20 protein-coding genes are annotated in these 22,971 nt (G+C 69.5%); 9 read left to right on the top strand and 11 right to left on the bottom strand.

The features are described 5' to 3' along the window. The first annotated feature begins 1,553 nt into the window (after positions 1 to 1,553). Entirely contained in the window at positions 1,554 to 2,561 is a 1,008-nt protein-coding gene (locus BJY22_RS00735; RefSeq protein ID WP_167203252.1) for a neutral zinc metallopeptidase, read from the top strand. 22 nt (positions 2,562 to 2,583) lie between these two features. On the opposite strand, the gene BJY22_RS00740 is transcribed toward BJY22_RS00735, so the two are convergent. Next, positions 2,584 to 4,293: a DUF2207 domain-containing protein gene (locus BJY22_RS00740; protein ID WP_167203253.1), complete on the bottom strand. Its 1,710-nt coding sequence runs from the start codon at positions 4,291 to 4,293 to the stop codon at positions 2,584 to 2,586. 81 nt (positions 4,294 to 4,374) lie between these two features. Here BJY22_RS00740 and BJY22_RS00745 point away from each other — a divergent pair, with 81 nt between their 5' ends. The 3 genes from BJY22_RS00745 to BJY22_RS00755 all read left to right on the top strand — a co-directional run bounded on the left by BJY22_RS00745 (position 4,375) and on the right by BJY22_RS00755 (position 10,799). After that, the gene (locus BJY22_RS00745) at positions 4,375 to 5,484 is read left to right on the top strand and encodes a neutral zinc metallopeptidase (protein ID WP_337757921.1); all 1,110 of its coding nucleotides are present in this window, start codon (positions 4,375 to 4,377) and stop codon (positions 5,482 to 5,484) included. A gap of 84 nt (positions 5,485 to 5,568) precedes the next feature. Next, positions 5,569 to 9,501, top strand: a complete 3,933-nt coding sequence (locus BJY22_RS00750; protein ID WP_167203255.1) for a Pls/PosA family non-ribosomal peptide synthetase — start codon at positions 5,569 to 5,571, stop codon at positions 9,499 to 9,501. After that, positions 9,501 to 10,799 (top strand): M1 family metallopeptidase, encoded by a 1,299-nt coding sequence (locus tag BJY22_RS00755; RefSeq protein ID WP_167203256.1) that lies wholly within the window; start codon positions 9,501 to 9,503, stop codon positions 10,797 to 10,799. Before BJY22_RS00750 ends, BJY22_RS00755 begins: the two co-directional genes overlap by 1 nt. Here the strand turns inward: BJY22_RS00755 and BJY22_RS00760 are convergent. Further along, positions 10,796 to 11,665, bottom strand: coding sequence for a LysR family transcriptional regulator (locus tag BJY22_RS00760; protein ID WP_167203257.1), 870 nt, complete (start codon positions 11,663 to 11,665; stop codon positions 10,796 to 10,798). The two genes, BJY22_RS00755 and BJY22_RS00760, sit on opposite strands and share 4 nt — an antisense overlap. 70 nt (positions 11,666 to 11,735) lie before the next feature. Here BJY22_RS00760 and BJY22_RS00765 point away from each other — a divergent pair, with 70 nt between their 5' ends. Beyond that, a complete protein-coding gene (locus tag BJY22_RS00765) occupies positions 11,736 to 12,728 on the top strand; it encodes a nitrilase family protein (RefSeq protein ID WP_167203258.1) in 993 nt (330 codons plus the stop codon). A 75-nt stretch (positions 12,729 to 12,803) separates the two neighbouring features. Here BJY22_RS00765 and ispF read toward each other — a convergent pair whose 3' ends face one another. From ispF to BJY22_RS00780, 3 genes are read right to left on the bottom strand one after another with little or no spacing between them, the layout of a single operon-like run. Next, positions 12,804 to 13,274: a 2-C-methyl-D-erythritol 2,4-cyclodiphosphate synthase gene (gene ispF / locus BJY22_RS00770; RefSeq protein WP_167203259.1), complete on the bottom strand. Its 471-nt coding sequence runs from the start codon at positions 13,272 to 13,274 to the stop codon at positions 12,804 to 12,806. Further along, on the bottom strand, positions 13,271 to 13,969 hold the full coding sequence (gene ispD, locus BJY22_RS00775; protein ID WP_167203260.1) for a 2-C-methyl-D-erythritol 4-phosphate cytidylyltransferase: 699 nt from the start codon (positions 13,967 to 13,969) through the stop codon (positions 13,271 to 13,273). Before ispD ends, ispF begins: the two co-directional genes overlap by 4 nt. Positions 13,970 to 13,979: 10 nt before the next feature. Continuing rightward, entirely contained in the window at positions 13,980 to 14,465 is a 486-nt protein-coding gene (locus BJY22_RS00780; protein ID WP_130446326.1) for a CarD family transcriptional regulator, read from the bottom strand. A 298-nt stretch (positions 14,466 to 14,763) separates the two neighbouring features. On the opposite strand from BJY22_RS00780, the gene BJY22_RS00785 reads away from it, so the two are divergent. Next, the gene (locus BJY22_RS00785) at positions 14,764 to 15,411 is read left to right on the top strand and encodes a hypothetical protein (protein WP_167203261.1); all 648 of its coding nucleotides are present in this window, start codon (positions 14,764 to 14,766) and stop codon (positions 15,409 to 15,411) included. A 123-nt stretch (positions 15,412 to 15,534) separates the two neighbouring features. Here BJY22_RS00785 and BJY22_RS00790 read toward each other — a convergent pair whose 3' ends face one another. The 3 genes from BJY22_RS00790 to BJY22_RS00800 all read right to left on the bottom strand — a co-directional run bounded on the left by BJY22_RS00790 (position 15,535) and on the right by BJY22_RS00800 (position 18,523). Continuing rightward, the gene (locus BJY22_RS00790; RefSeq protein WP_167203262.1) at positions 15,535 to 16,551 is read right to left on the bottom strand and encodes an iron-siderophore ABC transporter substrate-binding protein; all 1,017 of its coding nucleotides are present in this window, start codon (positions 16,549 to 16,551) and stop codon (positions 15,535 to 15,537) included. An 80-nt stretch (positions 16,552 to 16,631) separates the two neighbouring features. Beyond that, positions 16,632 to 17,309 (bottom strand): winged helix-turn-helix domain-containing protein, encoded by a 678-nt coding sequence (locus BJY22_RS00795; protein WP_167203263.1) that lies wholly within the window; start codon positions 17,307 to 17,309, stop codon positions 16,632 to 16,634. Further along, positions 17,306 to 18,523 (bottom strand): ATP-binding protein, encoded by a 1,218-nt coding sequence (locus BJY22_RS00800; RefSeq protein ID WP_167203264.1) that lies wholly within the window; start codon positions 18,521 to 18,523, stop codon positions 17,306 to 17,308. The genes BJY22_RS00795 and BJY22_RS00800 overlap by 4 nt, the downstream gene beginning before the upstream one ends. Positions 18,524 to 18,719: 196 nt before the next feature. Between BJY22_RS00800 and phoU the strand changes: the two genes are divergently transcribed. From phoU to BJY22_RS00815, 3 genes are all read left to right on the top strand, one after another. After that, positions 18,720 to 19,430, top strand: a complete 711-nt coding sequence (phoU, locus tag BJY22_RS00805; RefSeq protein WP_167203265.1) for a phosphate signaling complex protein PhoU — start codon at positions 18,720 to 18,722, stop codon at positions 19,428 to 19,430. Between the two features lie 347 nt (positions 19,431 to 19,777). Next, positions 19,778 to 20,218, top strand: coding sequence for a helix-turn-helix domain-containing protein (locus BJY22_RS00810; protein WP_167203266.1), 441 nt, complete (start codon positions 19,778 to 19,780; stop codon positions 20,216 to 20,218). Positions 20,219 to 20,244: 26 nt separating this feature from the next. Further along, positions 20,245 to 20,838 carry a PIN domain-containing protein gene (locus BJY22_RS00815; RefSeq protein WP_167203267.1) on the top strand — a complete coding sequence of 198 codons (594 nt, stop codon included), beginning with the start codon at positions 20,245 to 20,247 and terminating at the stop codon, positions 20,836 to 20,838. Between the two features lie 370 nt (positions 20,839 to 21,208). Here the strand turns inward: BJY22_RS00815 and BJY22_RS00820 are convergent, their stop codons facing one another. The 3 genes from BJY22_RS00820 to BJY22_RS00830 are packed head-to-tail and all read right to left on the bottom strand — an operon-like array spanning position 21,209 to position 22,767. Then, the gene (locus BJY22_RS00820; protein WP_167203268.1) at positions 21,209 to 21,895 is read right to left on the bottom strand and encodes a dihydrofolate reductase family protein; all 687 of its coding nucleotides are present in this window, start codon (positions 21,893 to 21,895) and stop codon (positions 21,209 to 21,211) included. Then, on the bottom strand, positions 21,895 to 22,398 hold the full coding sequence (locus BJY22_RS00825; protein ID WP_167203269.1) for an SRPBCC family protein: 504 nt from the start codon (positions 22,396 to 22,398) through the stop codon (positions 21,895 to 21,897). Before BJY22_RS00825 ends, BJY22_RS00820 begins: the two co-directional genes overlap by 1 nt. Before the next feature lie 3 nt (positions 22,399 to 22,401). After that, on the bottom strand, positions 22,402 to 22,767 hold the full coding sequence (locus BJY22_RS00830) for an ArsR/SmtB family transcription factor (protein ID WP_167203270.1): 366 nt from the start codon (positions 22,765 to 22,767) through the stop codon (positions 22,402 to 22,404). Positions 22,768 to 22,971: the final 204 nt, after the last annotated feature.

Genomic DNA, 22,971 nt, shown 5'->3' on the forward strand with positions numbered 1-22,971 from the left:
GTATGTCCGGGGGGAAGCGGCTTGTGCACCCCACCAATGAGCTGTACCCAGCAAGGTCGTGAGGAGCATCGATGTCGGACAACTGGAACCAGCCCCCGGGGAGCGACCCGGCTGACAGCCAGCCGGACCGCCCACAGGAGCCCGTTCCGGGCCAGACAGATCCGGACCAACCGGGCTCTGGTCAGGGGGGAACCGGTCAGGGCGGTCCTGGTCAGGGCGGTCCTGGTCAAGCGGGTCGTGGTCAGGCGGGTCCTGGGGCGGCCGGTCCTGGTTCGGGGCAGGGTGGGGCTGGAGGGTGGTTCGGTTCGCGGGACAATGACGCGGGTCCGCGGGCCGACGAGGTGCGGCCGGGTCCTGGGGAAGGACAGTCCGCGTCCTGGTGGACGGGCGGCACCGACGCCAAGCGCGAGTTCCAGAGCCCGGGCCAACCGGAAGTCCCCGCCCAGAACTGGTTCGACGGCGGCTGGGACCCCACCCGCCGCGAACACCCCGACCAACCCCCCACCCACAACCCCAACCACCCCGGCCCCGGTCAGCCCGGCCCCGCTCAGCCCGGCCCCAGCCAGTCCGGCCCCGGTCAGTCCGGTTACTCCCAGCCCGGTTACTCCCAGCCCGGTTACTCCCAGCCCGGTTACTCCCAGCCCGGTCAGTCCCAGCCCGGTCAGTCCCAGCCCGGTTACTCCCAGCCTGGTCAGTCCCAGCCTGGTCAGTCCCAGCCTGGTGCCGGACAGCACTGGACGGCCGAGCCCGGCCCAACCCAGTCCGGACAGACGCAGCCCGGTCCGGGGCAGTCGGGTCCGGGGCAGTCGGGTCCGGGCCAGTCGGGCCCTGGACAAGCAGGCCCCAGCCAGTCGGGCCCTGGACAAGCAGGCCCCAGCCAGTCCGGCCCCGGACAAGCGGGCCGCGGGCAAGTAGGGCCTGGCCAAGCGGGGCCTGGGTCGCGCAGTGCCTGGCAGCAGGGTTCTGGGCAGACGGGGCAGCAGGCGGACTCCTGGCAGTCGGCTTCGCCTCGTCAGGACGGCGGCTCGACACAGGCGGGGCAGGGTCGTTCGGGTGCGCCTGATCCTTGGCAGCCGCGACCCTCGTGGTCCGAGCCACCGTCCCACGGCGGAGGTGCTCCGGCGGGGTCGCAGCCTGGTACACCGGACAGCAGCGCGTCCGGCTCCTCGCAGACAGACCGCCCGAACACACCCACCTCGGGTACCTCTCAGGACGGAGGGACCTGGAGCTCCCAGTCCTGGACTCTGCAGACCGGCCAGACTCAGGGCACAGGCTCTCAGGGCAGCGCAGGACAGGGCAGCTCGAGGCAGGCGGGCTCGGCGGCTGGTGCGGGTGGGTCTGAGTCGAGTGCTTGGCAGGCTTCGCCTTCGCAGCAGCAACCGCGTCAGCAGGCGGGCCCGCACTCCGAGGGCTCCTACCTCTGGGGCACTCAAGGCGGTCAGAGCCAGCAGCAGCCGTCCTCCCCCTGGAGCAACGCCCTCCCGCCGCAGAGTCAGCAGCCTTCCGCCCGGCATGCGGCCCCGCAGGGCGGCCAGCAAGGGCAGATCGGTCCGATGGGCCAACCGGTGCAGCAGGCTCCGACCTGGCAGTACCCGCCGATCCCGATCCCGCAGCCTCCGGGTGGCCGGCGGCGGCGTAAGAAGAAGCTGTCGCGCGGGATCCTGATCGGCCTGGTCGTGCTCGCCGTTCTCGTGCTCGGCTCCGGCATCACACTGATCGTCCGCACCGTCGGCGCCGGCGACCCGCAGGCGAAGGAGACCCCGACGACGGCTCCGGCCTCGGAGTCCCCGTCGGCCAGCCCGTCCGCCTCGCCGAGCCCGTCCCCGTCGACGCCGCGCGGCCCGACGGTCGACGAGGTCGTGAAGGGCAGCCGGCTCTACACGATCGGCCCGGTCGCCGCGTCGAAGTGCGGCGAGCCGCCGTTCGCACCGGTCACGGTCCCGGCCGCGCAGCAGTACTACAACCGTCTGCTGCCCTGCCTGAACCGCACCTGGTGGCTGGCGATGAAGAAGGCGAACCTCCCGTTCCGCAACCCGAAGGCGGTCGTGTACGTCGGCAAGGTGCCGTCACCGTGCGGCATCCAGCGCAGCGTACGGGCGGCGTACTGCGGTGCGAACGAGACGATCTACCTGCCGTTCGCGGTCGACAACCGGTACTACAAGTCCAACCCGGTCTACGCCCGCGCGGTCATGCTGAACACGTTCGCGCACGAGTACGGCCACCACGTGCAGAAGCTGACCGGGATCCTCGCGTCGTCGATGGCACGGCAGAAGAGCATGACGCCGAACCAGAAGCTCATGGAGAGCCGCCGCCGCGAGCTGCAGGCGACCTGCCTCGGCGCCGTCTACCTCGGCGCGAACGCCGCGTTCATCCCGATGAACGGCGTACTGCTCACCAACTGGAAGTTCCTGATCTCGCACTCGGGTGACGACTACGCCCGGCCGCGGGTCCACGACCACGGCAACCGGGTCAGCAACTACCAGTGGTCGATCGCCGGCTACAACAACAAGAAGCCGGACTCCTGCAACACCTTCACCGCGGCCGACGTCCGGGTGAACTGACGGCGGCCGGCCACCGCCCGCCTCAGCCGAAGAGGCGGCGGGCGGTGGTCAGGCTGCCGCCGAACGAGGTCACGAAGTTGCTGAGCGACTCGCCGATGTCGGACAGGTGCCAGTTCTCCGGGCCGGAGTACCAGCCGATGCCCGCGTCGGGATCGTCGTCGTCATCGGTCGCTGCGATCTCCAGCGCCCACTTCTCGGTCAGCCCGAGCACAGCGGCGTACGGCAGGCAGCGGGACGCGAACTCGAGCCGGTGGCTCTGCGGCAGGTCGGCCGACGTCTCGTTGGTCAGGTAGTGCTGCAGACCGGCCACACGGCCGAGTACGGCGGCACCGCGCGCCGTCCGGGCCGGTGCGACCTGACCGATGAGTGCGAGCACCACACCGGCCGCCATCACCGCGAACCCGACCAGAGCGAACTTGCTGACGATGGCGAGCACGATGGTCAGTACGACGCCCGCACCGAGCAGCACCAGGCCCGCGGTGGTCCACCGGTTCCGGTCGGCGTCCGGGCGGCTCTTGAACCACCCCTGCGTGACCACGTCGGCGTACAGCTGCTCGCGGACCAGGTTGAGCCGCGGCCGCAGCGCCGGGCCGAGTGCGGAGACCAGCACGGCGTCGCCGTCCGCGAACACCGCGTCCAGCAGGGCCTTCTCGTACGCCAGCAGCTCCGGGCCGCCCGGGTGCAGCCGCCGCAGCTCCCAGTCCAGCCGGCCGAAGTGCGACTCCCGCGGCTGCTCGACGATCGTGAGGTAGTTGCGGACGGCAAGGTCCAGCAGGGTCGCGGTGATGTCGACGACGTCGGCCGTTTCGTCCACCACTGTGCCGACCTGACCCGGCCGGATGCCGTCCGGTGCCGCGAACTGCGGTCCGTCGGCACCGTCGAGTACCGGACGCTCCGGCGCGCCGTCACCGACCTTCGCGGCGTCCCGGCCGCGGAAGAACCACAGGGCAACCGCACCGAGCAGACCGAGCCCGAACACGACCACAGCCAGTCCGACGGTGGTGAAGTCGACGGTGAACGCCCGCCCGAGCGACCAGCGCGTCGCGTACTCCGCGTTCGGCTGGATGTTGGCCTGGTCGCTCAGGCCGGTCAGGAACGTCACCCGGCCGCCGGCGGGTACGCCGTTCTGCTGGATCTCCAGCGCGGCCGACTCGGCCAGCTGCGACGACGTACACGGCATGCTCGATCCGGTGCGCCCGGCGAAGCAGGTCACCCAGGTGGCGAACGGGATGTTAATGCTCAGGCTGGCCGTCGGGATCGAGGTGGCGAAGCCCTGCACGACCGGCCAGCTCACCTCGCGGCCCTCGGTCGAGTCGGCGACCACGTTGTCCACGGTGTAGCTGTAGACGATCTTCGACTGACCGGAGACGTTCAGCGTCAGCTTGCGGCCGTTGTCGGTGCTCTCGTTCTGGAAGCCCTGCGCGGGCTGTCCGTTCACCGTCGCGGACACGTTCGTCACCTCGTAGGTGCGGTCGCGATCGGAGTCGGACCGGGCCCGGGTGGTCAGCGTGCGGCTGAACGTCGTACCGCCGGCCGTCAGGTCCACCGTCTCCTTGACCTGCAGCTGACCGTCCTTGGTCAGCGTCGCGTCCGCGGTGTACGCCGTGATCTGGTCGTCCGCCCGTACGGCGGCCTGTGCGGACACCGGGCTCAGGGCAACGAACAGGCCGGCGACAGGCGCGGAAAGGGACATCAGCAGGGCTGCCGGAAGGAGGCGGCGCTTCAGTGACATGGGTCGAGGGTAGTCTCGTGCCGGTTCGCACAGCGAACTAGCCATCGCCAGACGACACCGACCCCGATGGAGGCCAGCGCTGTGAGCAGCCCGTACGGCTACGGCGGTCCACCACAGGACCGGCCCGTCGGCCAGCCGCCCGGCGTGCTGCCGCCACCGCAGGCCGCCCCGTGGCCGCCGCAACAGGGTCAGTACCCGCAAGCTCCTCCGCAGGGACGGCCGTACCAGGGTCAGTGGGGTCCGTCCTTCGGTCCTGGCCAGTTCAACGGGTTCCAGCCGCCGCCCCGTCGCGGCGGCGGGTTCCGCCTGGTCCTGGTCGCCTTCACGATGCTGATCTTCCTCGGCGTGTCGGCGGCCGTCCTGGCGGTCGTGCTGTGGACGGGGGCCACCGAAGACACCGCCGGGCCGGACGAGCCGAGGGTGAGCGGGCCGTCGATCGTGCCTACTCCGACCACCAGCCCGGAGAAGGGGACCGCCGAGGACTTCCTGCTGAACGCCGACGTCTACCGCACCGGTCCGTTGCAGGAGCAGAACTGCAAGGCGGCTAACCTCGGCAGCGCCAGCCTGGCGTCGCAGAAGGTCTACTACCAGCGCCTCTTCAAGTGTCTCAACGACGCCTGGCGGCCGATCTTCAAGGAGCTCGGCCAGGACAAGCCGGACCCTGGGCTGGTCGTGTTCGACCAGCCGGTCCAGACCGCGTGCGGCAACTTCCAGCCGCTGTCCGGACGCGTCCTGGCGTTCTACTGCTACGGCAACCAGGTCATGTACGTCGACGTGAAGCAGATGAACCGCGCGTTCGGCCCGCAGCAGGACCTGGCGTATCTGATGACGATCGCGCACGAGTACGGCCACCACGTCCAAGGCATCACCGGGCTGTTCTACGCGCGAGCTGTCTACCTGCAGGACCACCCGGAGCGGAAGCTCGACAGCTCGCGGCGCAACGAGTTGCAGGCCTCCTGCTTCGCCGGCGTGTTCAGCAAGGCGGTCGCGAGGTCGTACCCGCTGACCGACCGGCTGGACGAGTTCAAGGAGCAGTCCAGCAACAGCTTCGGAGAGTCACCGAGTACGCCGGAGGACGAGCGGACCCACGGTCTGGCGACCAGCCAGGGCTTCTGGATCCAGAACGGCTTCAACGTCGGTGCCAACAAGGCCTGCGACACCTTCGCCGCACCAGCCGATCTCGTCCAGTGACGGGCCGAACAAACGGTTGATGGCCGGACCCACATGTTTGCCTGGGGTTGTCCCCCGCTTAACTGAGCGGCGTATTATCCGCCCGTGACGTTGCGACGCGGGGACCTGGCGACGGCCGCGCGGACGTTGGTGGACGTGCTCGAGGAGACCGCCGACAGGTACGCCGACGAGCCGGCCCTGGACGACGGCAGCGTCAGCCTCAGCTATCGCGAACTCCTGGTGCAGACCACCAAGTTCGCCGGCCGCCTGACCGCCGCCGGGATCGGGCCGGGCGACCGCGTCGGCATCCGGATCTCGTCGGGCCACAACGACCTGTACGTCGCGATTCTCGGCACCCTGCAAGCGGGTGCGGCGTACGTACCGGTCGACGCCGACGACCCCGACGAACGGGCCGAGCTCGTCTTTGGCGAGGCCGGGGTCGCCGCGACCGTCGGTGACGACCTCGAGCTCACGATCACCCGCCCGCAGCCGCAGCCGATCGCCGACAACGACGCGGCCGACGGCGCCTTCGACTACCCGTACTCCGCCCGGATGGATTCCTCGAGTACGACGGACTCCCCGCGCGGCGGTACCGGACCGGAGCCGTCCGACGACGCGTGGATCATCTTCACCTCGGGCTCGACCGGCGTACCGAAGGGCGTCGCGGTCACGCACCGCTCGGCCGCGGCGTTCGTGGACGCCGAGGCCCGCCTGTTCCTGCAGGACGAGCCGATCGGGCCGGACGACCGCGTACTGGCCGGCCTGTCGGTCGCGTTCGACGCGTCCTGCGAGGAGATGTGGCTGGCCTGGCGGCACGGCGCCTGCCTGGTCCCGGCGCCGCGCTCCCTGGTCCGGACCGGCATGGACCTCGGGCCGTGGTTGGTTGCCCAAGGCATCACTGTGGTCTCGACGGTGCCGACGCTCGCGGCGCTCTGGCCGGCGGACGCGCTCGACCAGGTCCGGCTGCTGATCTTCGGCGGCGAGGCCTGCCCACCGGAGCTGGCCGAACGCCTCGCGGTCGAAGGCCGCGAGGTCTGGAACACCTACGGCCCGACCGAGGCCACCGTGGTCGCCTGCGCCGCGCAGCTCACCGGCGAGGGACCGGTCCGGATCGGCCTCCCGCTCGACGGCTGGGACCTCGCGGTCGTAGATGCCCAGGGCAACGAAGTGGCCGACGGCGAGATCGGTGAGCTGATCATCGGCGGCGTCGGCCTGGCCCGCTACCTCGACCCGGTCAAGGATGCCGAGAAGTTCGCGCCGATGCCGACCCTCGGCTGGGAACGCGCGTACCGCAGCGGCGACCTGGTGCGTTCCGATCCGCTCGGCCTGTTGTTCCAGGGCCGCGCCGACGAGCAGGTCAAGCTCGGCGGCCGCCGGATCGAGCTGGGCGAGGTCGACGCCGCCCTGCAGGCCCTGCCCGGTGTCTCCGGCGCCGCAGCGGCCGTCCGCGCCAGCGCCGCGGGCAATCAGCTCCTCGTCGGGTACGTCGTACCGGACGACCCCGAAGCCTTCGACAACGCGAAGGCGACCGAGCGACTCCGTGAAGCGCTGCCCGCGGCGCTCGTCCCGTTGCTGGCGATCGTCGACACGCTGCCGACCAGGACGTCCGGCAAGGTCGACCGCAACGCACTCCCGTGGCCGCTGCCCGGGATGGACAGCGACGGCCCGCCCGCCGAGCTCACCGGTACGGCGGGCTGGCTGGCGGAGCGCTGGACGACGGTCCTCGGCGCGAAGGTCACCGGGCCCGACAACGACTTCTTCCTGCACGGCGGTGGCAGCCTCGCGGCGGCGCAGCTGGTGTCCGCGCTGCGTGAGCGGTACCCGGAGGTCACGGTCGCCGACATCTATGAGTACCCGCGGCTCGGCGCTCTCGCGGACCGGCTCGACGAGTTCCGGCCCGCTGCGCTGGAGCCGGTCGAGTTGCGTGAGATCCGGCCGACCCCGAAGAGCACCCAGCTCCTGCAGACCGCGCTGACCCTGATCCTGCAGACCGTCGTCGGCGTCCGCTGGCTGGTCTACCTGTTCACGCTGAACAATCTGCTCGCGACGCTGGTCGAGCCGCTCCCGTGGGTGCGGACCGTGTCGTGGTGGTGGGTCCTGGCCGGCTGGCTGATCCTGATCAGTCCCGCGGGCCGGATGGGCATCGCGGTCGTCGGAGCCCGGATCCTGCTCCGCGGCCTCGAGCCCGGTACGTATCCGCGCGGCGGCAACGTCCACGTCCGGCTGTGGGCCGCCGAGAATCTCGCCGACGCCGCCGGCGCCGCCAACCTCGCGGGCGCCCCCTGGATCGCGTACTACGCCCGCGCGCTCGGCGCGAAGATCGGCCGCGGCGTCGACCTGCACACCCTGCCGCCGGTGACCGGCATGCTCACCATGGGCCGCGGCGCCTCGATCGAGCCCGAGGTCGACCTGGCCGGCTACTGGATCGACGGCGACCAGCTGCACGTCGGCCCGATCTCCGTCGGCGCGGACGCGGTCGTCGGCTCCCGCAGCACGCTGCTTCCCGGCGCGGAGATCGGCCGGAGCGCCGAGATCATGGCCGGATCGGCCGTGTCCGGCAAGGTCCCGGACAACGAGCGCTGGTCAGGTTCCCCCGCGGCCAGGATCGGTCGCGCACGGCACCCGTGGCCGGATCACCGTCCCGACCGCGCTCCGTGGTGGGTGGCGGCGTACGGCGCCCAGTCCGCGCTGATGTCGTTGATCCCGGTCGCTGGTGCCGCGGCGGCGTTCGCCGTTCTCGGTCATGCCCTGCGCGGCACGCGAAGCCTGCCCGACGCGGCGCTCAACGCGCTGGCCGCCGTCCCGCTGATGACGCTCGTCGGATTCGCGACCATCGCGGTCCTGACCCTGATCGGCGTACGGCTGCTCGGCATCGGGATCAAGGCCGGTCACTACCCGGTCCGCAGCCGGATCGGGTGGCAGGTCTGGGCGACCGAGCGGCTCCTCGACTCCGCGCGCACCCTGCTCTTCCCGTTGTACGCAAGCCTGTTGACGCCGTGGTGGCTGCGCGCCCTCGGCGCCAAGATCGGCCGCGACGTCGAAGCTTCGACGGTGCTGCTGCTGCCGAAGATGACCACGGTCGGCGAGGGCGCGTTCCTGGCCGACGACACGATGATCGCGTCGTACGAGCTCGGCGGCGGCTGGCTGCACGTGGCCGGCGCGAAGGTCGGCAAACGCGCCTTCCTCGGCAACTCGGGGATGACGGCCCCCGGACGCAGCGTCCCGAAGAACGGCCTGGTCGCGGTGCTGTCCGCGGCGCCGAAGAAGTCCAAGGCCGGTACGTCGTGGCTCGGTTCGCCGCCCGTGAAGCTGCGGCGCCAGGCGGTCTCGGGTGACCAGAGCCGGACGTACAACCCGCCGTACAAGCTGAAGGTCGCGCGTGCCCTGGTCGAGCTGTGCCGCTTCGTACCGATGATGTGCACCGTGCTGATCGCGCTCCTCGTGCTGTTCGCGCTGCAGGCGCTCGACATCTGGCTCGGCCCGGTCCCGGCCATGCTGCTCGCCGGTGCGGTGATCCTGGCGGCCGGCGCGGTCGCGGGCGGTATGGCGACGGTCGCGAAATGGCTGATCGTCGGCCGGACGCGCGCGGTCGAGTACCCGCTGTGGAGCTCGTTCGTCTGGCGCAACGAGGTGGTCGACAGTTTCGTGGAGCTGGTCGCCGCGCCGTGGTTCGCGAACGCGGCCGCCGGTACGCCGGTCCTCGCGCTCTGGCTGCGGTCGCTCGGAGCCAAGATCGGCCGCGGTGTCTGGTGCGAGACGTACTGGTTGCCGGAAGCGGATCTGATCACCTTGGGCGACGGCGCCACGGTGAATCGCGGTTGTGTGCTGCAAACGCACCTGTTTCATGATCGAGTTCTCTCCATGAACACAGTCACCTTCGGACCTGGTGCGACCCTCGGGCCGCACGGCATCGTGCTCCCGGCCGCCACCGTGGGCGCAGGAGCTACCATCGGCCCGGTGTCTCTCGTGATGCGTGGTGAAGGTGTGCCCGCCGGTACACGGTGGGCCGGGAACCCGATCGCCCCCTGGCAGGGCTGATGGTTGACCCGTATGTGCCCACCCACGGAAACCCCGGCTACCAGGTCGAGTCGTACGACCTCGAACTGGACTACCGGGTCAGCAGCAACCGGTTGAGCGGCAAGGCAACGATCACGGCCTACGCGACCGAGCCGTTGTCCCGCTTCAGCTTCGACCTGTCCGGTCTGCGGGCGTCGAAGGTGTCGGTGAACGGCCGCCGTCCGCAGCGCTTCACCCAGCGCGCGGGCAAGCTCTACGTCACCGCGAGCATCCCCGACGGCGCCGAGTTCTCGGTCGACATCCAGTACAACGGCAACCCGAAACCCGAGGACAGCCCGTGGGGTGAGCTCGGCTGGGAGGAACTCACCGAGGGTGTGATCGTCGCCAGCCAGCCGAGCGGAGCGGCCACCTGGTTCCCGTGCAACGACCACCCCGGCGACAAGGCCCACTACCGCATCTCGATCACCACCGACTCGCCGTACCAGGTGGTCGCGAACGGACGGCTCGTGTCGCGCCGGGTGAAGGCGAGCCGTACGACGTGGGTGTTCGACCAGGCCGCGCCCATGGCGACGTACCTCGCGACCGTGCAGATCGGGCGGTACGACGAGGTGGACCTGGCCAGTGCGCCGGTGGCGATCCGGGGCGTGCTGCCGACCGGGCAGGTGCGCGCGTTCCGGCACGACTTCGGGCGGCAGCAGGACATGATGAAGCTGTTCTGCCGGCAGTTCGGGCCGTACCCGTTCGGCGGGTACACGGTGGTGGTGACCGACGACCCGCTGGAGATCCCGCTGGAGGCGCAGGGCATCTCGGTGTTCGGCAGCAACCACGTCGACGGCCGGCGCGGGTCGGAGCGGCTGGTCGCGCACGAACTGGCGCATCAGTGGTTCGGCAACAGCCTGACCCCGGCGAACTGGCAGCACATCTGGATGAACGAGGGCTTCGCCTGCTACGCCGAGTGGCTGTGGTCGGAGGAGTCGGGCGGGCTGACCGCCGATCAGCAGGTGACAAAGGCCCACACCCGGTTGAAGGGCCTGCCGCAGGACCTGATGCTGTCGGATCCGGGTCCCGAGTTGATGTTCGACGACCGCCTCTACAAGCGCGGCGCGATCACCTTGCACGTACTGCGCAAGCACCTGGGCGACGACGCGTTCTTCGAACTGCTCCGGGCCTGGACCAAGACGCACCGGCACGGCTCGGTCACCACGGCGGAGTTCATCGCCCTGGCGACGACGTTCAGCCGCGACGAGGAAGCGCTGCGGCACCTGTTCGCGGCCTGGCTGGACTCGTACGAGCTGCCGCCCTTACCCCGCAAGCGCTAAGGCGTGTTGCGCGCGACCTCGGCGGCGGCCTTGACGAAGCGTTCGGTGAGCGGCGTTCGGGTGGCCCAGGCAGCGCCGGTCCACCAGGTGGCGGCCCGGCCGGGGAGCGGCACCAGGCGGACCTCGGGCGGCGCGATGCGCTCGGCGGTCTGCGGTACGACGGCCGGTCCGACGCCGGCCGCGGTCAGGGCGAGGACGGTCTGCAGGTCGCCCGCCTCCTGAAGTACTTGCGGGTGGCAACCAAGTTCGGCGTACAGGGTGTTGATCTGCGCGGTCAGGCCGGGACCGCGGTCCGGTGTGAGACGGACCAGCGGACGCGCGTCGATCCAGCTGCCCAGGTCGCGTGGCAGCTCCTGGTCGGCCGGTACGGCGAGCGTGAGGCGATCCCGTCGTAGCCGGAGGTGCTCGAGTCCGGCGGGCACCGGCAGCCGTACGAAGCCGACGTGCAGGCTGCCCGCGAGCAGCCGCTCGCACTGCACCGCCGACGACATGTCCTCGAGCGAGACCGTCACCCCCGGCCACCGGCTACGGAACAGCGCGACGGCGCGCGGCGCGAGCTCGATCCCGGACAGCCCGAAGCCGATCGCCAACGATCCCTCGGCGCCGGACGCGACCTGCGCGGCCCGCCGTTCGAAGGCCTCCGCCCGGTCGAGCAACTCCAGAGCGTCAGCAAGCAGCAGTTCCCCGGCCGGAGTGAGCCGGGCCCCGTGCCGGCCGCGATTGAACAGCACCGCACCGACCCGGCGCTCCAGCACCTGGATCTGTTTGGTCAACGCCGGCTGGCTCGTCGACAACTCCGCGGCCGCGGCCCCGAAGTTCCGCAGCCTGGCCACCGTGGCGAACGCCCGGAGCAGACGAAGATCCATAACCCCAGGATATGGAATCTGATCCAATACCTATTGGACGTCATAGATGCCACGGCGTTTCGATGGGGGTATGACGACCTTCCGCGCAGCCGTTGTCCAGTTCGAACCGACCCCCGATCAGCCCGCCGCCAACCTCGCCACGGTCGACCGCCTGGCCCGGGACGCGGTCGCTGCCGGGGCCCGGCTGGTGGTGTTCCCGGAGCTGTGCCTGCTCGGCTACTGGCATCTGCGGCGCCACACGCCCGAGCGTCTGCGCGAGCTCGCCGAGCCGGCTGACGGACCGCTGGTCAGCCGGGTCCTCGCCCTCGCACAGGAACTCGGCGCAGGCATCGGGGTGGGCTTCCTCGAAGAGGCGGACGGCACGCTGTTCAACGCGTACGCCGTGTGCCTGCCGGACGGTCGCGTCCACGTGCACCGCAAGCTGCATGCCTTCGAACACGAGGCGATCGCGAGCGGATCGTCGTACACGGTGTTCGACACGCCGTGGGGGTTCCGGGCCGGAGTACTGATCTGCTGGGACAACAATCTGGTCGAGAACGTCCGGATCACGGCGTTGCTCGGCGCAACTGTTCTGCTCGCGCCGCATCAGACCGGTGGGACGAACTCGCGCAGTCCGCACGGTATGAAGCCGATCCCGTTGCAGGTCTGGGAGAACCGGCATACGGACCCGGCGGCGGTCGAGGAGGCGTTCAACGGGCCGAGTGGGCGTGGGTGGCTGATGCGGTGGTTGCCGGCGCGGGCCCATGACAACGGGATGTTCGTGCTGTTCAGCAACGGTGTGGGGCGCGACGACGACGAACTGCGCACCGGGAACGCCATGATCCTCGACCCGTACGGGCGGATCGTGGCCGAGACGCCGGTGCCGGACGAGTCCGTCGTCGTCGCGGATCTCGACCTCGAACTGGTGCCGTTGGCAACTGGCCGGCGCTGGCTGCGTGGGCGGCGGCCGGAGCTGTACGACCTGCTGACGCGCCGGATGGGCAACGAACTCGATCCCCGCACCGCCCGCTTCACCGACGCCCCGGTCGACCTCCAGCCATCGTCCGAGCCGAGGCAGATCTGAGACAAGCGCCGGGGTCTGGGAACAAGCAATAGCGTGTCTCCAGATCCCACCGGTTGTCGCAGAGGGCGGCAGGCGTTAGTAGACGAGGGCGGTGGCGATTGCCACGATGCCTTCGGCTCGGCCGGGGAAGCCAAGGCCGTCGGTTGTTGCCGCGCTCACCGACACCTCGGCGTCGCAGGCGGCCGTGAGCACCTTCTCCGCCTCCTCGCGACGGGCGCCGATCCGGGGACGGTTGCAGACGATCTGCACCGTGACGTTGCCGATCTCGAACCCGGCGGCCCGCACCCGGCGGGCAGCCTCGGCGACCAGCGCGACGCCGGCGGCCCCGGCCCACTCCGGCTCGGAGGTCCCGAAGTTCGATCCGAGGTCACCCAGCTTCGCTGCCGTGAGCAACGCCGTGCAGATCGCGTGCGCGGCCGCGTCGCCGTCCGAGTGACCTGACAGCCCGGCGGGCTCGTCCGGCCAGTGCAAGCCGGCCAGCCACAGCGGGCGGCCTTCCTCCAACGGATGGACGTCGATGCCGTTGCCGACCCGTGGGAGTTTCACGACCTCTGCCTCTCCGCGAGCAACGCCTCGGCCAGCAACAGATCCTGCGGCCGCGTCACCTTGAACGCGTCCGGCGAACCCTCGACCGTTCGCACCGTCACCCCGAGCCGCTCGCACATCATCGCGTCGTCGGTCACCCCCGCGTCCGCACCGGCCGCATGCGCGCGCCGCAGTACGTCGGGCGCGAAGCCCTGCGGCGTCTGGACCGCGACCAGCGTCGAACGATCCGGCGTGTCGACGACCTCACCGTCCGGCCCGACCCGTTTGATCGTGTCCGTCACCGGCACGACAGGTACGACGGCCTCGGCCCCGGCACGCACCGCCGCCACCACCCGCTCGATCGCGGCAGCCGGAACGAACGCCCGCGCCGCGTCGTGCACCAGGATGCAGTCGATCCCGTCGACCGGGACCACGTCCAGCGCGGTACGGACCGAGTCGTGGCGCTCCGCTCCGCCCGCGACGACGAGCAGCCGGGCGTCACCGACGTACGGCTCGAGCTCCTTGCCGACCGTCTCCTCGGAGCCGGGCGGCACAGCGACCACGAAACAGACGAGGTCGGCGGCGGTCGCTGCCATCAGGCCACGCACAGCGTGGACCAGCAGCGAGTCGCCACCGACCTCTCGAAATGCCTTCGGTGTTTCACCACCGAGTCGCAGCCCCAGCCCGGCCGCGGGAATCACGACCGCGCTACTCATGAGCTGTTACTCAGGAAGCGAGGACCTCGTCGAGGATGGCCTCGGCCTTGTCCTCGTTGGTGTGCTCGGCCAGGGCCAGCTCGGAGACCAGGATCTGGCGAGCCTTCGCCAGCATCCGCTTCTCACCGGCGGAAAGACCGCGGTCACGCTCACGGCGCCACAGGTCGCGAACGACCTCTGCCACCTTCAGCACGTCACCCGAGTGCAGCTTCTCCAGGTTCGCCTTGTATCGTCGCGACCAGTTGGTCGGCTCCTCCGTGTGCGGTGCGCGGAGCACGTCGAAGACGCGCTCCAGGCCAGCCTGATCCACGACGTCACGCACGCCGACGAGATCGAGGTTGCACGCGGGGACCCGGACGACCAGGTCGTTCTGAGCGACGATCCTCAAGACCAGGTAGGTCTTGTCCTCACCTTTGATCTGACGGGTCTCGATGTCCTCGATGACGGCCGCTCCGTGATTGGGGTAAACAACCGTCTCGCCGACTGTGAAAGTCATATGTCACGTGCCCCTTTCCGAGATCCATCTTACCACGTGACAGATGGTCCGGTCCGGACGTTTGCGCTGGTCAGGGCCCACTTCCTGCCTTGACAAACGCTCTCTGGCATGCCTCGTGCGCGCGTGGGGCGCGACCTCCCGCACCCCGCCGGCACCCCTTTCCGGGCATCCCGGCGTCCGGCCCGGCGACGCCGAGGGCTACGCTGTGGGGCGCCGGAGGCCGCTGCCTGACGGCGTCCACAGGTTGTCGCAGACCAGGTCGCGACAGGCCGAAACAGCTTGCACGAGAGGGATTCCAGTGCCGATCACGTTGTCCTCGCGGATCGCCCGGCGTACCGCGCTGGCGGGCGCCGCCGCCACTCTCAGTATCGCGCTGGCGGCGTGCGGCGCGAACTTCTCCGCACCGACCCTGCAGCCGTACCAGGCCGCCGAGGGCACGAACGTCGAGTCCGGCCAGCTCAAGGTCCGCAACCTGCTGGTGCTGGCCGACGACGCCGGCAAGGGCGAGCTGCACGGCGTGATCGTCAACGACGGCGACGAGCCGGACACGCTGGCCGCCATCGACCAGGCACCGCCCGGGACGGCGGACGGCCAGGCCGGCGGCGACCAGCCCGGCAAGGTCACGTTCACCGGCCTGACCAAGCCGGTCGACCTGGAGCCGCACTCCGCGGTACTGCTCCCGGGCGTCGGCGAGGAGGCCCCGGCGGCCGAAGGCACCCCCGCCCCCACGACGACTCCGGCGACACCCAGTGCAACCCCGACCGAGACGCCCACCGCGCAGACTCCCGGCGCGGAGGAGACCGGCCCGGCAATCGCCGTGACCGGCGCGAAGCCCGGGCAGATGGTCAACGTGACCATCACGTTCGGCAAGGCGGCGCCGATCTCCGTCCACGTCCCGGTCCTCGCCGAGGACCACTACTCGCCGAGCCCGGCCGGGCACGAGTAACGCCGGACAGACGAGTACGGGCCGCCCCGGCGCGGGACGGCCCGTAACTCAGGTCGTGCTGCCACGACCTCAGGTCCGGCGAGCCGGTGGCCGCGGCTCGCCGTACCAGCTCTCGGCTCCTGCTCAGCCCTTGCTCGCCGCGGCCGCCTTGGACAGGCCCGGGATCATCTTGTCGAGCACCCACGGGACGCTCAGTACGCTGACCGCGCTCATCCCGGAGATCACCTGCTGGTCCTGCAGCGCGTACACCCCGCCGCTCTTGACCGCCTTCAGCGACGAGTAGACCGGGTCGGCCAGGAACTTCTGCGTCCCGATCCCGTCGACGTACGCGATCAGCACGTCGGAGTCGACGTCGGCGACCTTCTCCTTGCTGACCGTCAGCGAGAACTCCTTCTTGGTGTTGGTCTTCTCCAGCGCCTCCACGCCCGGCGCGTTCACGAAGCCCATCTCGTTCAGGATCTGCACCCGCGGGTCGCCGGGCATGTAAACGTAGTTCTCCGGGCCGAACGAGCCGACCGTGACGGTCTTGCCCTTGAACTCGGGATGCTCCGCCGCGACCTGCTTGATCTTGTCCTGGATCCCGCTGATCAGCTTCTCCGCGTCGGCCTTCTTGCCGAGCGCCTCGCCGACCAGCAGCGTCTGGTCCTGCCAGGTCGTCTGCCACGGCGCCCCGGGGTACGCGACGGTCGGCGCGATCCCGCTCAGAGTCTTGTACGTCGCCTCGTCGAACCCCTCGTACGGCGCCAGGATCACGTCCGGCTTCAGCGCCGCGATCTGCTCGAACGGGTACTTGTCGCCGGTGTCCAGCAACGTCGTCTTCGACTTGTCGAACTTGCCGGCGTCCCACGCGGTCACGCCCTCGGCGGTCGGGCCGTAGGTCACCTTCGGCATCCCGACCGGAGTCTCACCGAGCGCGTAGACCACGTCCTGGGCGTTCCAGCCGAGCGTCACGATCCGCTCCGGCTTCTTGGTGATCGTGGTGTCGCCGAACGTGTTCTTCAGTGTGACCGGGAACCCGGACGTCGACGTACCGGCCGACTCGGCCTCCGTGTCGCCGTCGCTGCCGCACGCGGCCAGCGCGGTCGTGGCGAGCAGCACGGTGGTGACCGCGCTGACGACCTTGGAACGGGACCAGGACATCTAGAACTCTCCTTAGTTTGCCTGAACTAAGGAGAGCCTAAGCTAACCCAGCAGGCCGTTGCGACCTGCGGGGATGTGACTCAGGACTCGAACTTGTAGCCCAGGCCACGGACCGTGACGAGATGCTGCGGATTCGAGGGATCCTTCTCGAGCTTCGAGCGCAGCCGCTTCACGTGCACGTCGAGGGTCTTGGTATCGCCCACGTAGTCGGCGCCCCAGATCCGGTCGATCAGCTGGCCGCGGGTCAGCACCCGGCCGGTGTTCCGCAGCAGCATCTCGAGCAGCTCGAACTCCTTCAGCGGGAGCCGGATCTCGGTCCCGGCCACCGTCACCACGTGCCGCTCGACGTCCATCCGGACCGGCCCGGCCTCGAGGGTGTCCGGCAGCAGTTCGACGTCCTGACCGCGACGCAGTACGGCGCGCACCCGGGCCAGCAGTTCGCGCGGGCTGTACGGCTTGGTCACGTAGTCGTCCGCGCCCAACTCGAGCCCGACGACCTTGTCGACCTCGGTGTCCTTGGCGCTGACGATGATCACCGGGACGTTGCCCCGGCTGCGGAGCGCACGGCAGACCTCCGTGCCGGACAGACCCGGCAGCATCAGGTCGAGCAGGACGATGTCCGCACCGGCGCGGTCGTACTCGTCCAGCGCGTCCGGTCCGGTCTCCGCGACGGCGACCTCGAAACCTTCCTTGCGCAGCACGTACGACAGCGCGTCGCTGTAGCTCTCTTCGTCTTCGACGACCAGCACTCGGGTCACGAAGCTGTCTCCTTTGCGATCTGACCTGACGGGGTAGGCGTCAGGTTTACGGCCGCCTCCTCCTGGCTGGCGGAGTCGGTCTGGCCCGGCGCGGGTTCGAGCCGCAACGGGAGTCTGACGGTGAAGGTGGAGCCCTGCCCCTCGACGCTCCACACCCGCACGTCGCCGCCGTGGATAGAGGCGATGTGCTTGACGATGGACAGCCCGAGACCGGTGCCACCGGTCTCCCGGCTGCGGGCCCGGTCGACCCGGTAGAACCGCTCGAAGATGCGTTCCAGGTCGCTGCTCGGGATACCCACCCCCTGGTCGGACACGGTCACCTCGACCAGGTCGCCGATCGGGTGCGCGGCGACCGCGATCCGGGTGCCGTCCGGGCTGTAGTTGATGGCGTTCTCGACCAGGTTGCCGATCGCCATCGCGAGCTGGTCCTCGCTGCCCAGCACCTCGAGCTCGGGCTCGCTCTTCACCACGAGCTTGATGTCGCGGTCCTCGGCGTCGATCCGGCAGCGGTCCACCGCGGTCTCGATGACCGCGTTGATGTCCACCGGGCCGGGGTTCTCCAGCGGGTCGTCGCCCTGCAGCCGGGACAGCTCGATGATCTCCTTGACCAGCCGGCTGAGCCGGGACGCCTCGACCCGCATCCGGTCCGAGAACCGCTGCACCGCCTCCGGGTCGTCGGACGCCTCCGAGACGGCGTCGGCGAGCAGGATCAGCGCGCCGACCGGGGTCTTCAGCTCGTGGCTGACGTTGACCGTGAAGTCCCGCCGGATCGCGTCCAGGCGGCGCTCCCGGGTCCGGTCCTCGACCAGGACCAGCACCAGCTGGCTGCCCAGCGGCGCCACCCGGGCACTGACGTACTGCGTAGCGCCCAGCCGGCCCCGGACGATCTCCAGGTCCTGCTGGCGGATCTCGCCGTCGCGGCGGACCTGGCGGACCATCGTGAGGATGTCGTCGACGACCAGCCGCTCACCGCGGACGATGCCGAGCACGTGCGCCGGGGCGCTCGCCTGCAGCACCTGGTCCTCGGGGCCCATCACGACCGCCGAGGAACGCAGTACCGACAGCACCGTGGCGACACCGGAGGGCACCGCGGGCTCCGGGGACTCCGGGATCTTGCGCTGGGCCCGCTCCGACAGCATCATCGCGCCGAGCGAAAGCAGAGCCAGGGCCGCGCCGATGACGCCGCCCAGCACCGCAGCCAGCGTGGGGTCCACGGCAACGATGCTACGCGGGCAACCAGCAGGGAAAGACCGAATGAGCACCGGATGACCGGGACGCGACTCAACTGTTCATCAGGCGTTCACCACTCGTCGCCGTCCGGCAACCTCGACGGCATACGGTCACCGTTGGGCGGGTACCGTGCGGGTGCGCCGCCGCGGCACCGGACACCACAGATCGGATTCGAACACCATGCGTGACACGTACCACGAGCAGCTCGACGACATCCTCGCCGAGCTGGAGCGGATGACGCGGACGGTGTCCACCGCCGTACGCCGGTCGACGGCGGCCCTGCTGGCGGCGGACATCCGCCAGGCCGAGGAGGTCATCGCGTCCGACATCCAGCTCGACGCCGCCGGCGAGGGCGTGGAGGAGAAGGTCTTCGAGCTGATGGCGCGGCAGTCGCCGGTCGCCAACGAGCTGCGGATGCTGGTCGCCGCGCTACGGATGGTCGCGGACCTGGAGCGGATGGGCGACCTGGCCGCACACGTCTCGAAGATCGCCCGGATGCGCTACCCGGCGCCGGCGATCCCGGCCGAGCTGCACGACGTGATCGAGTCGATGGGGTCGGTCGCCGGCAAGATGGTCGACGCCGCCGGTGACGTGATCTCGTCCCGCGACGTCGAGGCCGCCGGCAAGCTCGAGGCCAGCGACGACGAGATGGACAAGCTGCGGTCCAACCAGTTCCGCCTCATGATGGACGAGGAGTGGCCGCACGGCGTCGAGGTCGCCGTCGACATGGCGCTCCTCAGCCGCTACTACGAGCGCATCTCCGACCACGCCGTCGCGATGGCCCGCCGCGTCGTCTACCTCGTCACCGGCGAACTCCCAGTAGCCATCGGCGGCACCGCCGCCGGCTCCGGCGCCGGCGCCTCAGCCCCCAACCCCAACGGCAACAACTGACCCACCATCACAACGGCGCCCCCGGCAACTGGTTGCCGGGGGCGCCGTTCGTTGTGAGTGCTCGCGGGGTGAAAGGACACGCCTTCGGCGCGACTGTCTTATTGCCGGCTTCGCCGGAGCGCGTCACGTGTTGCCGGGCGAAGGCACCGGCGAAGAACTGTGGTACACGGTCAGGACACGCCTTGGCGCGCAGATCGCGCCGAGCGCTGCTGGCATTGGCCACCAGGGATCCACCACACGGCGGCCATGCCAGGGTCGGCGAATTACGAGCCGCGATCAAGCTGCTTGCAGTTATAAGTGCAGCGCGCTTACACTTGCAAGTGGAAGCACCATCGTTGGAGGTTGAGATGACCACCGCACCTGTCAGCCAAGGCAAGAATCTCCTGGTCGAAGCCAAGGAGCGGCATCAAGCCATTGAGCTGTTCAAAGCCCTTGCCGGCCACCCCGAGCGACTGGCGGTCGAGAGCGCTGAGCGTCCGGTGGGCCTTCCTCCGGAGTTGGCTCGCATCCTCACGACAGTCGTCGAGGTCATGGCTCGGGGTGGGTCAGTCACGATCGGCTCATTGCCGGAGGAATTGACCACCACCGTGGCCGCGGAGCAGCTTGGAATCTCACGACCGACGCTGATGAAGATGATTCAGAACGGCGAGATCCCAGCACACCGCAAGGGGACTCATCACCGGCTCAACCTTCATGACGTCCTGGCCTTCAAACGCGCCCGCCTCGAGCGGCAGCGGCAGGCATTCGACGAACTGCGCGCACTCGAGGACGAACTCGACCAGACATAACGGAAGGCTCGGCTAATCTGCCGCGCATGGTTACCCGGGTTTTCGTCGACGCAGACGTCCTGTTCTCGAGGACCCTGCGTGACTGGCTGTTCCTCACCAAGCTGGTATCCGGCGGAGGCATGTATACGGTCTCGACCAGCTTGGACGTCATTGCGGAGGCGACTGCCCGGTACCGTGACCGCAACCCGACCGCCCCAGGCCGGGTGATCGTGCGCATGTTTGAGCTGATCGAGGCGAACATCGACGAGCGCGTAGACGACTACACGGTGGATGGGAGCTTCGTGGGGGATGACCCTGATGACGCCCACGTCGATGCTGCAGCGAGGACCTGCGGGGCAGGAGTGCTCCTGACCATCGATGGCGGATGGAACAAGACGACCGACGAGCAACTCAACGCCTTGCCCTACGAGCCACAGCACCCCGATACGTTCTTCTCCATCATCGATGCTTCTTCACCCGATTTGATCCACAAGGTCATCGTGCAGCAGATGACTTATTGGTTCCAAAAGGACAGTGCAGTCGACCTTCCAACAGCGCTTCGCGCTGCGGGCTGCCCGGATTTCGCGGAACGCGTGCGTGGGCGCATCCAGGGTATGGATTGCTCTTTCCTGACGGCCTAGGTCGGGCACCTCGCAGCACCGCGGGTGGTGTGCGGGCCGGCAGAGCACGACGTGTCCGTCGACCGGGGCCGTGCACCTAGGCGTAGCCAACGCATGCGTACACGTCACACCAGTGCACCGCAGGCCGAGTCTCACGCTGGTGAAGCAGTCGACCGGCAGCCGCGCCGAAGGCACACCCTTCGCCCGTGACCGGGCACACCTGCGCCGGTACCCCAGACTCGGCAGTACCCGACGCGCACCCGGCGAAGCCGGCAACAGACAGCCGCGCCGCAGGCGTGACCTTTGCCCGTCACCGATCAGGATGCGTCAGCACTCCAGACCCGGCGGAGCCGGCGACGGGCGGACGCCGGAGGTGTGTGCTTGGGTGCGGCTAGCGGGGGTGGACGGCGTAGGTCAGGTGGGTTGTGCCTCGCGGGGACGGCTCTGAGCGGATCGGCTCCAGGGCGATCCTGGACGCGTCGACGCCCTCGAACAGGCGGGTGCCGGCGCCGAACAGCACCGGTGACAGCGTGATCGAGAACTCCTCGATCAGGCCGGCGTTCAGGTAGGCCAGGATCGTCGTGCCGCCGCCGGCGATGCGGACGTCGCGGTCGCCGGCGGCATCGCGGGCCTGGTCGAGGGCTTGTTCGAGGCCGTCGTTGACGAAGTGGAAGGTGGTGCCACCGGGGCGCTCCCACGGGTCGCGCTTGGTGTGCGTCACAACGAAGACCGGGGTGTGGAACGGCGCCTCCTCCGGCCAGGACAACTCGCCGAGGTCGAACATCCGCTTGCCCATGACGCTCGCGCCGGTGCGATCGAACGTCTCCCGCGCGATGTCGTTGTCGCGTCCCTCCTCGCCGCCCTGCCCCAGCTTCAGGTTCTCCCGGAAGAACCGCAGCGGGAACGTGCCCTGCTGCAGTTCCATCCACTGCGACACCCAACGCTGCACCTCAGAGTCGTCCGTGTACTTCGCGGGCGCCTTGAAGCTGTCCATGGCGCGAACACCGGCGGCGTGGGACTCGGGCGCGACGAACCCGTCCAGCGACATCGCCACACCGAAGAACACCTTCCCGGCCATCAGTTCTCCGCTCCGTTCCCCAGGAACTCGGCGACGTAGGCCGCGAGCTTGGCGAGGGTCTGCCGGCCGCCTTCGATCGCGCCGTACTTCTCGACCGCCTCGTCGCGCAGCTCCTTGGTGGAGAACACCGTGCGCATCGTGATCCGGGTCTTTGCGCCGTCCGGCTCGAAGGTCAGGACCGACTCGAACGCGTTCGGGTCGTCCCGGAACTCACCGTGCAGCAGCGCGATCCGCTCCGGCGGGACGATCTCGGTCCAGGTGATCCACTCCTGGTAGTCCGTCCCGTCCGGTCCGTGCAGCACGAAGTCCCACTCGCCGCCGACGCGGAACTCGAACGCCCGAGTGGTGGTGGTGAACCCCTCCGGTCCCCACCACTGCGACAGGTGCCGGACCTCGCTGAACACCTCGAACACCAACTCCCGCGGTGCGTCGATGACCCGCGAGATCACGATCTCCCGTTCGGCCGCCGCCTCCGCCTGTGCTTCTTGCCGTGCCCCTGCCATCGGTCAGTCCTCCTGCCGTGTGCGTTCGAGGTCCTGCTCCTGTGCCTGCTTGAGGTCCTGTACGTAGCTGTCCAGCCGGTCGAAACTCTCGTTCCAGAACTGCTCGAACCCGCCGACCCATTCGTGAATCGGCCGCAGCCCACCGGCATTCAGGCCGTAGACGCGCTGCTTTCCCGCCTTGCGATCCCGGACCAGCCCCACCTCCCGAAGCACCCGCAGATGCTTGGACGCCCGTGGCTGACTCATCCCCAGCTCCTGAGCGAGGTCGTTCACCGGCCGCTCCCCCGCCCGCAACAGCACAAGAATGTCCCGCCGCTGCGGCTCAGCGATCGCGTTGAACGCATCCGACGTCGTAGCTGCTCGCGCCATGGCATCATCATATTCCGATATAGGCATGCGTCAACCCGGTCTGCACCCGAACCCACGGTCACAGCCGCCCCACCAGGAGCGGCGTGCGCCTGAGCGTGATCAGGTGCGTGCGTACGCCGTCTCGTCAGTGCACTACCTGTCCAGCGGGCCCACCGCTCACCCGACCGCACTCCCCAGGCGATCCCGATGATGGCGGCGCCGGGT

The organism is Kribbella shirazensis (assembly GCF_011761605.1).
GTDB lineage: Bacteria > Actinomycetota > Actinomycetes > Propionibacteriales > Kribbellaceae > Kribbella > Kribbella shirazensis.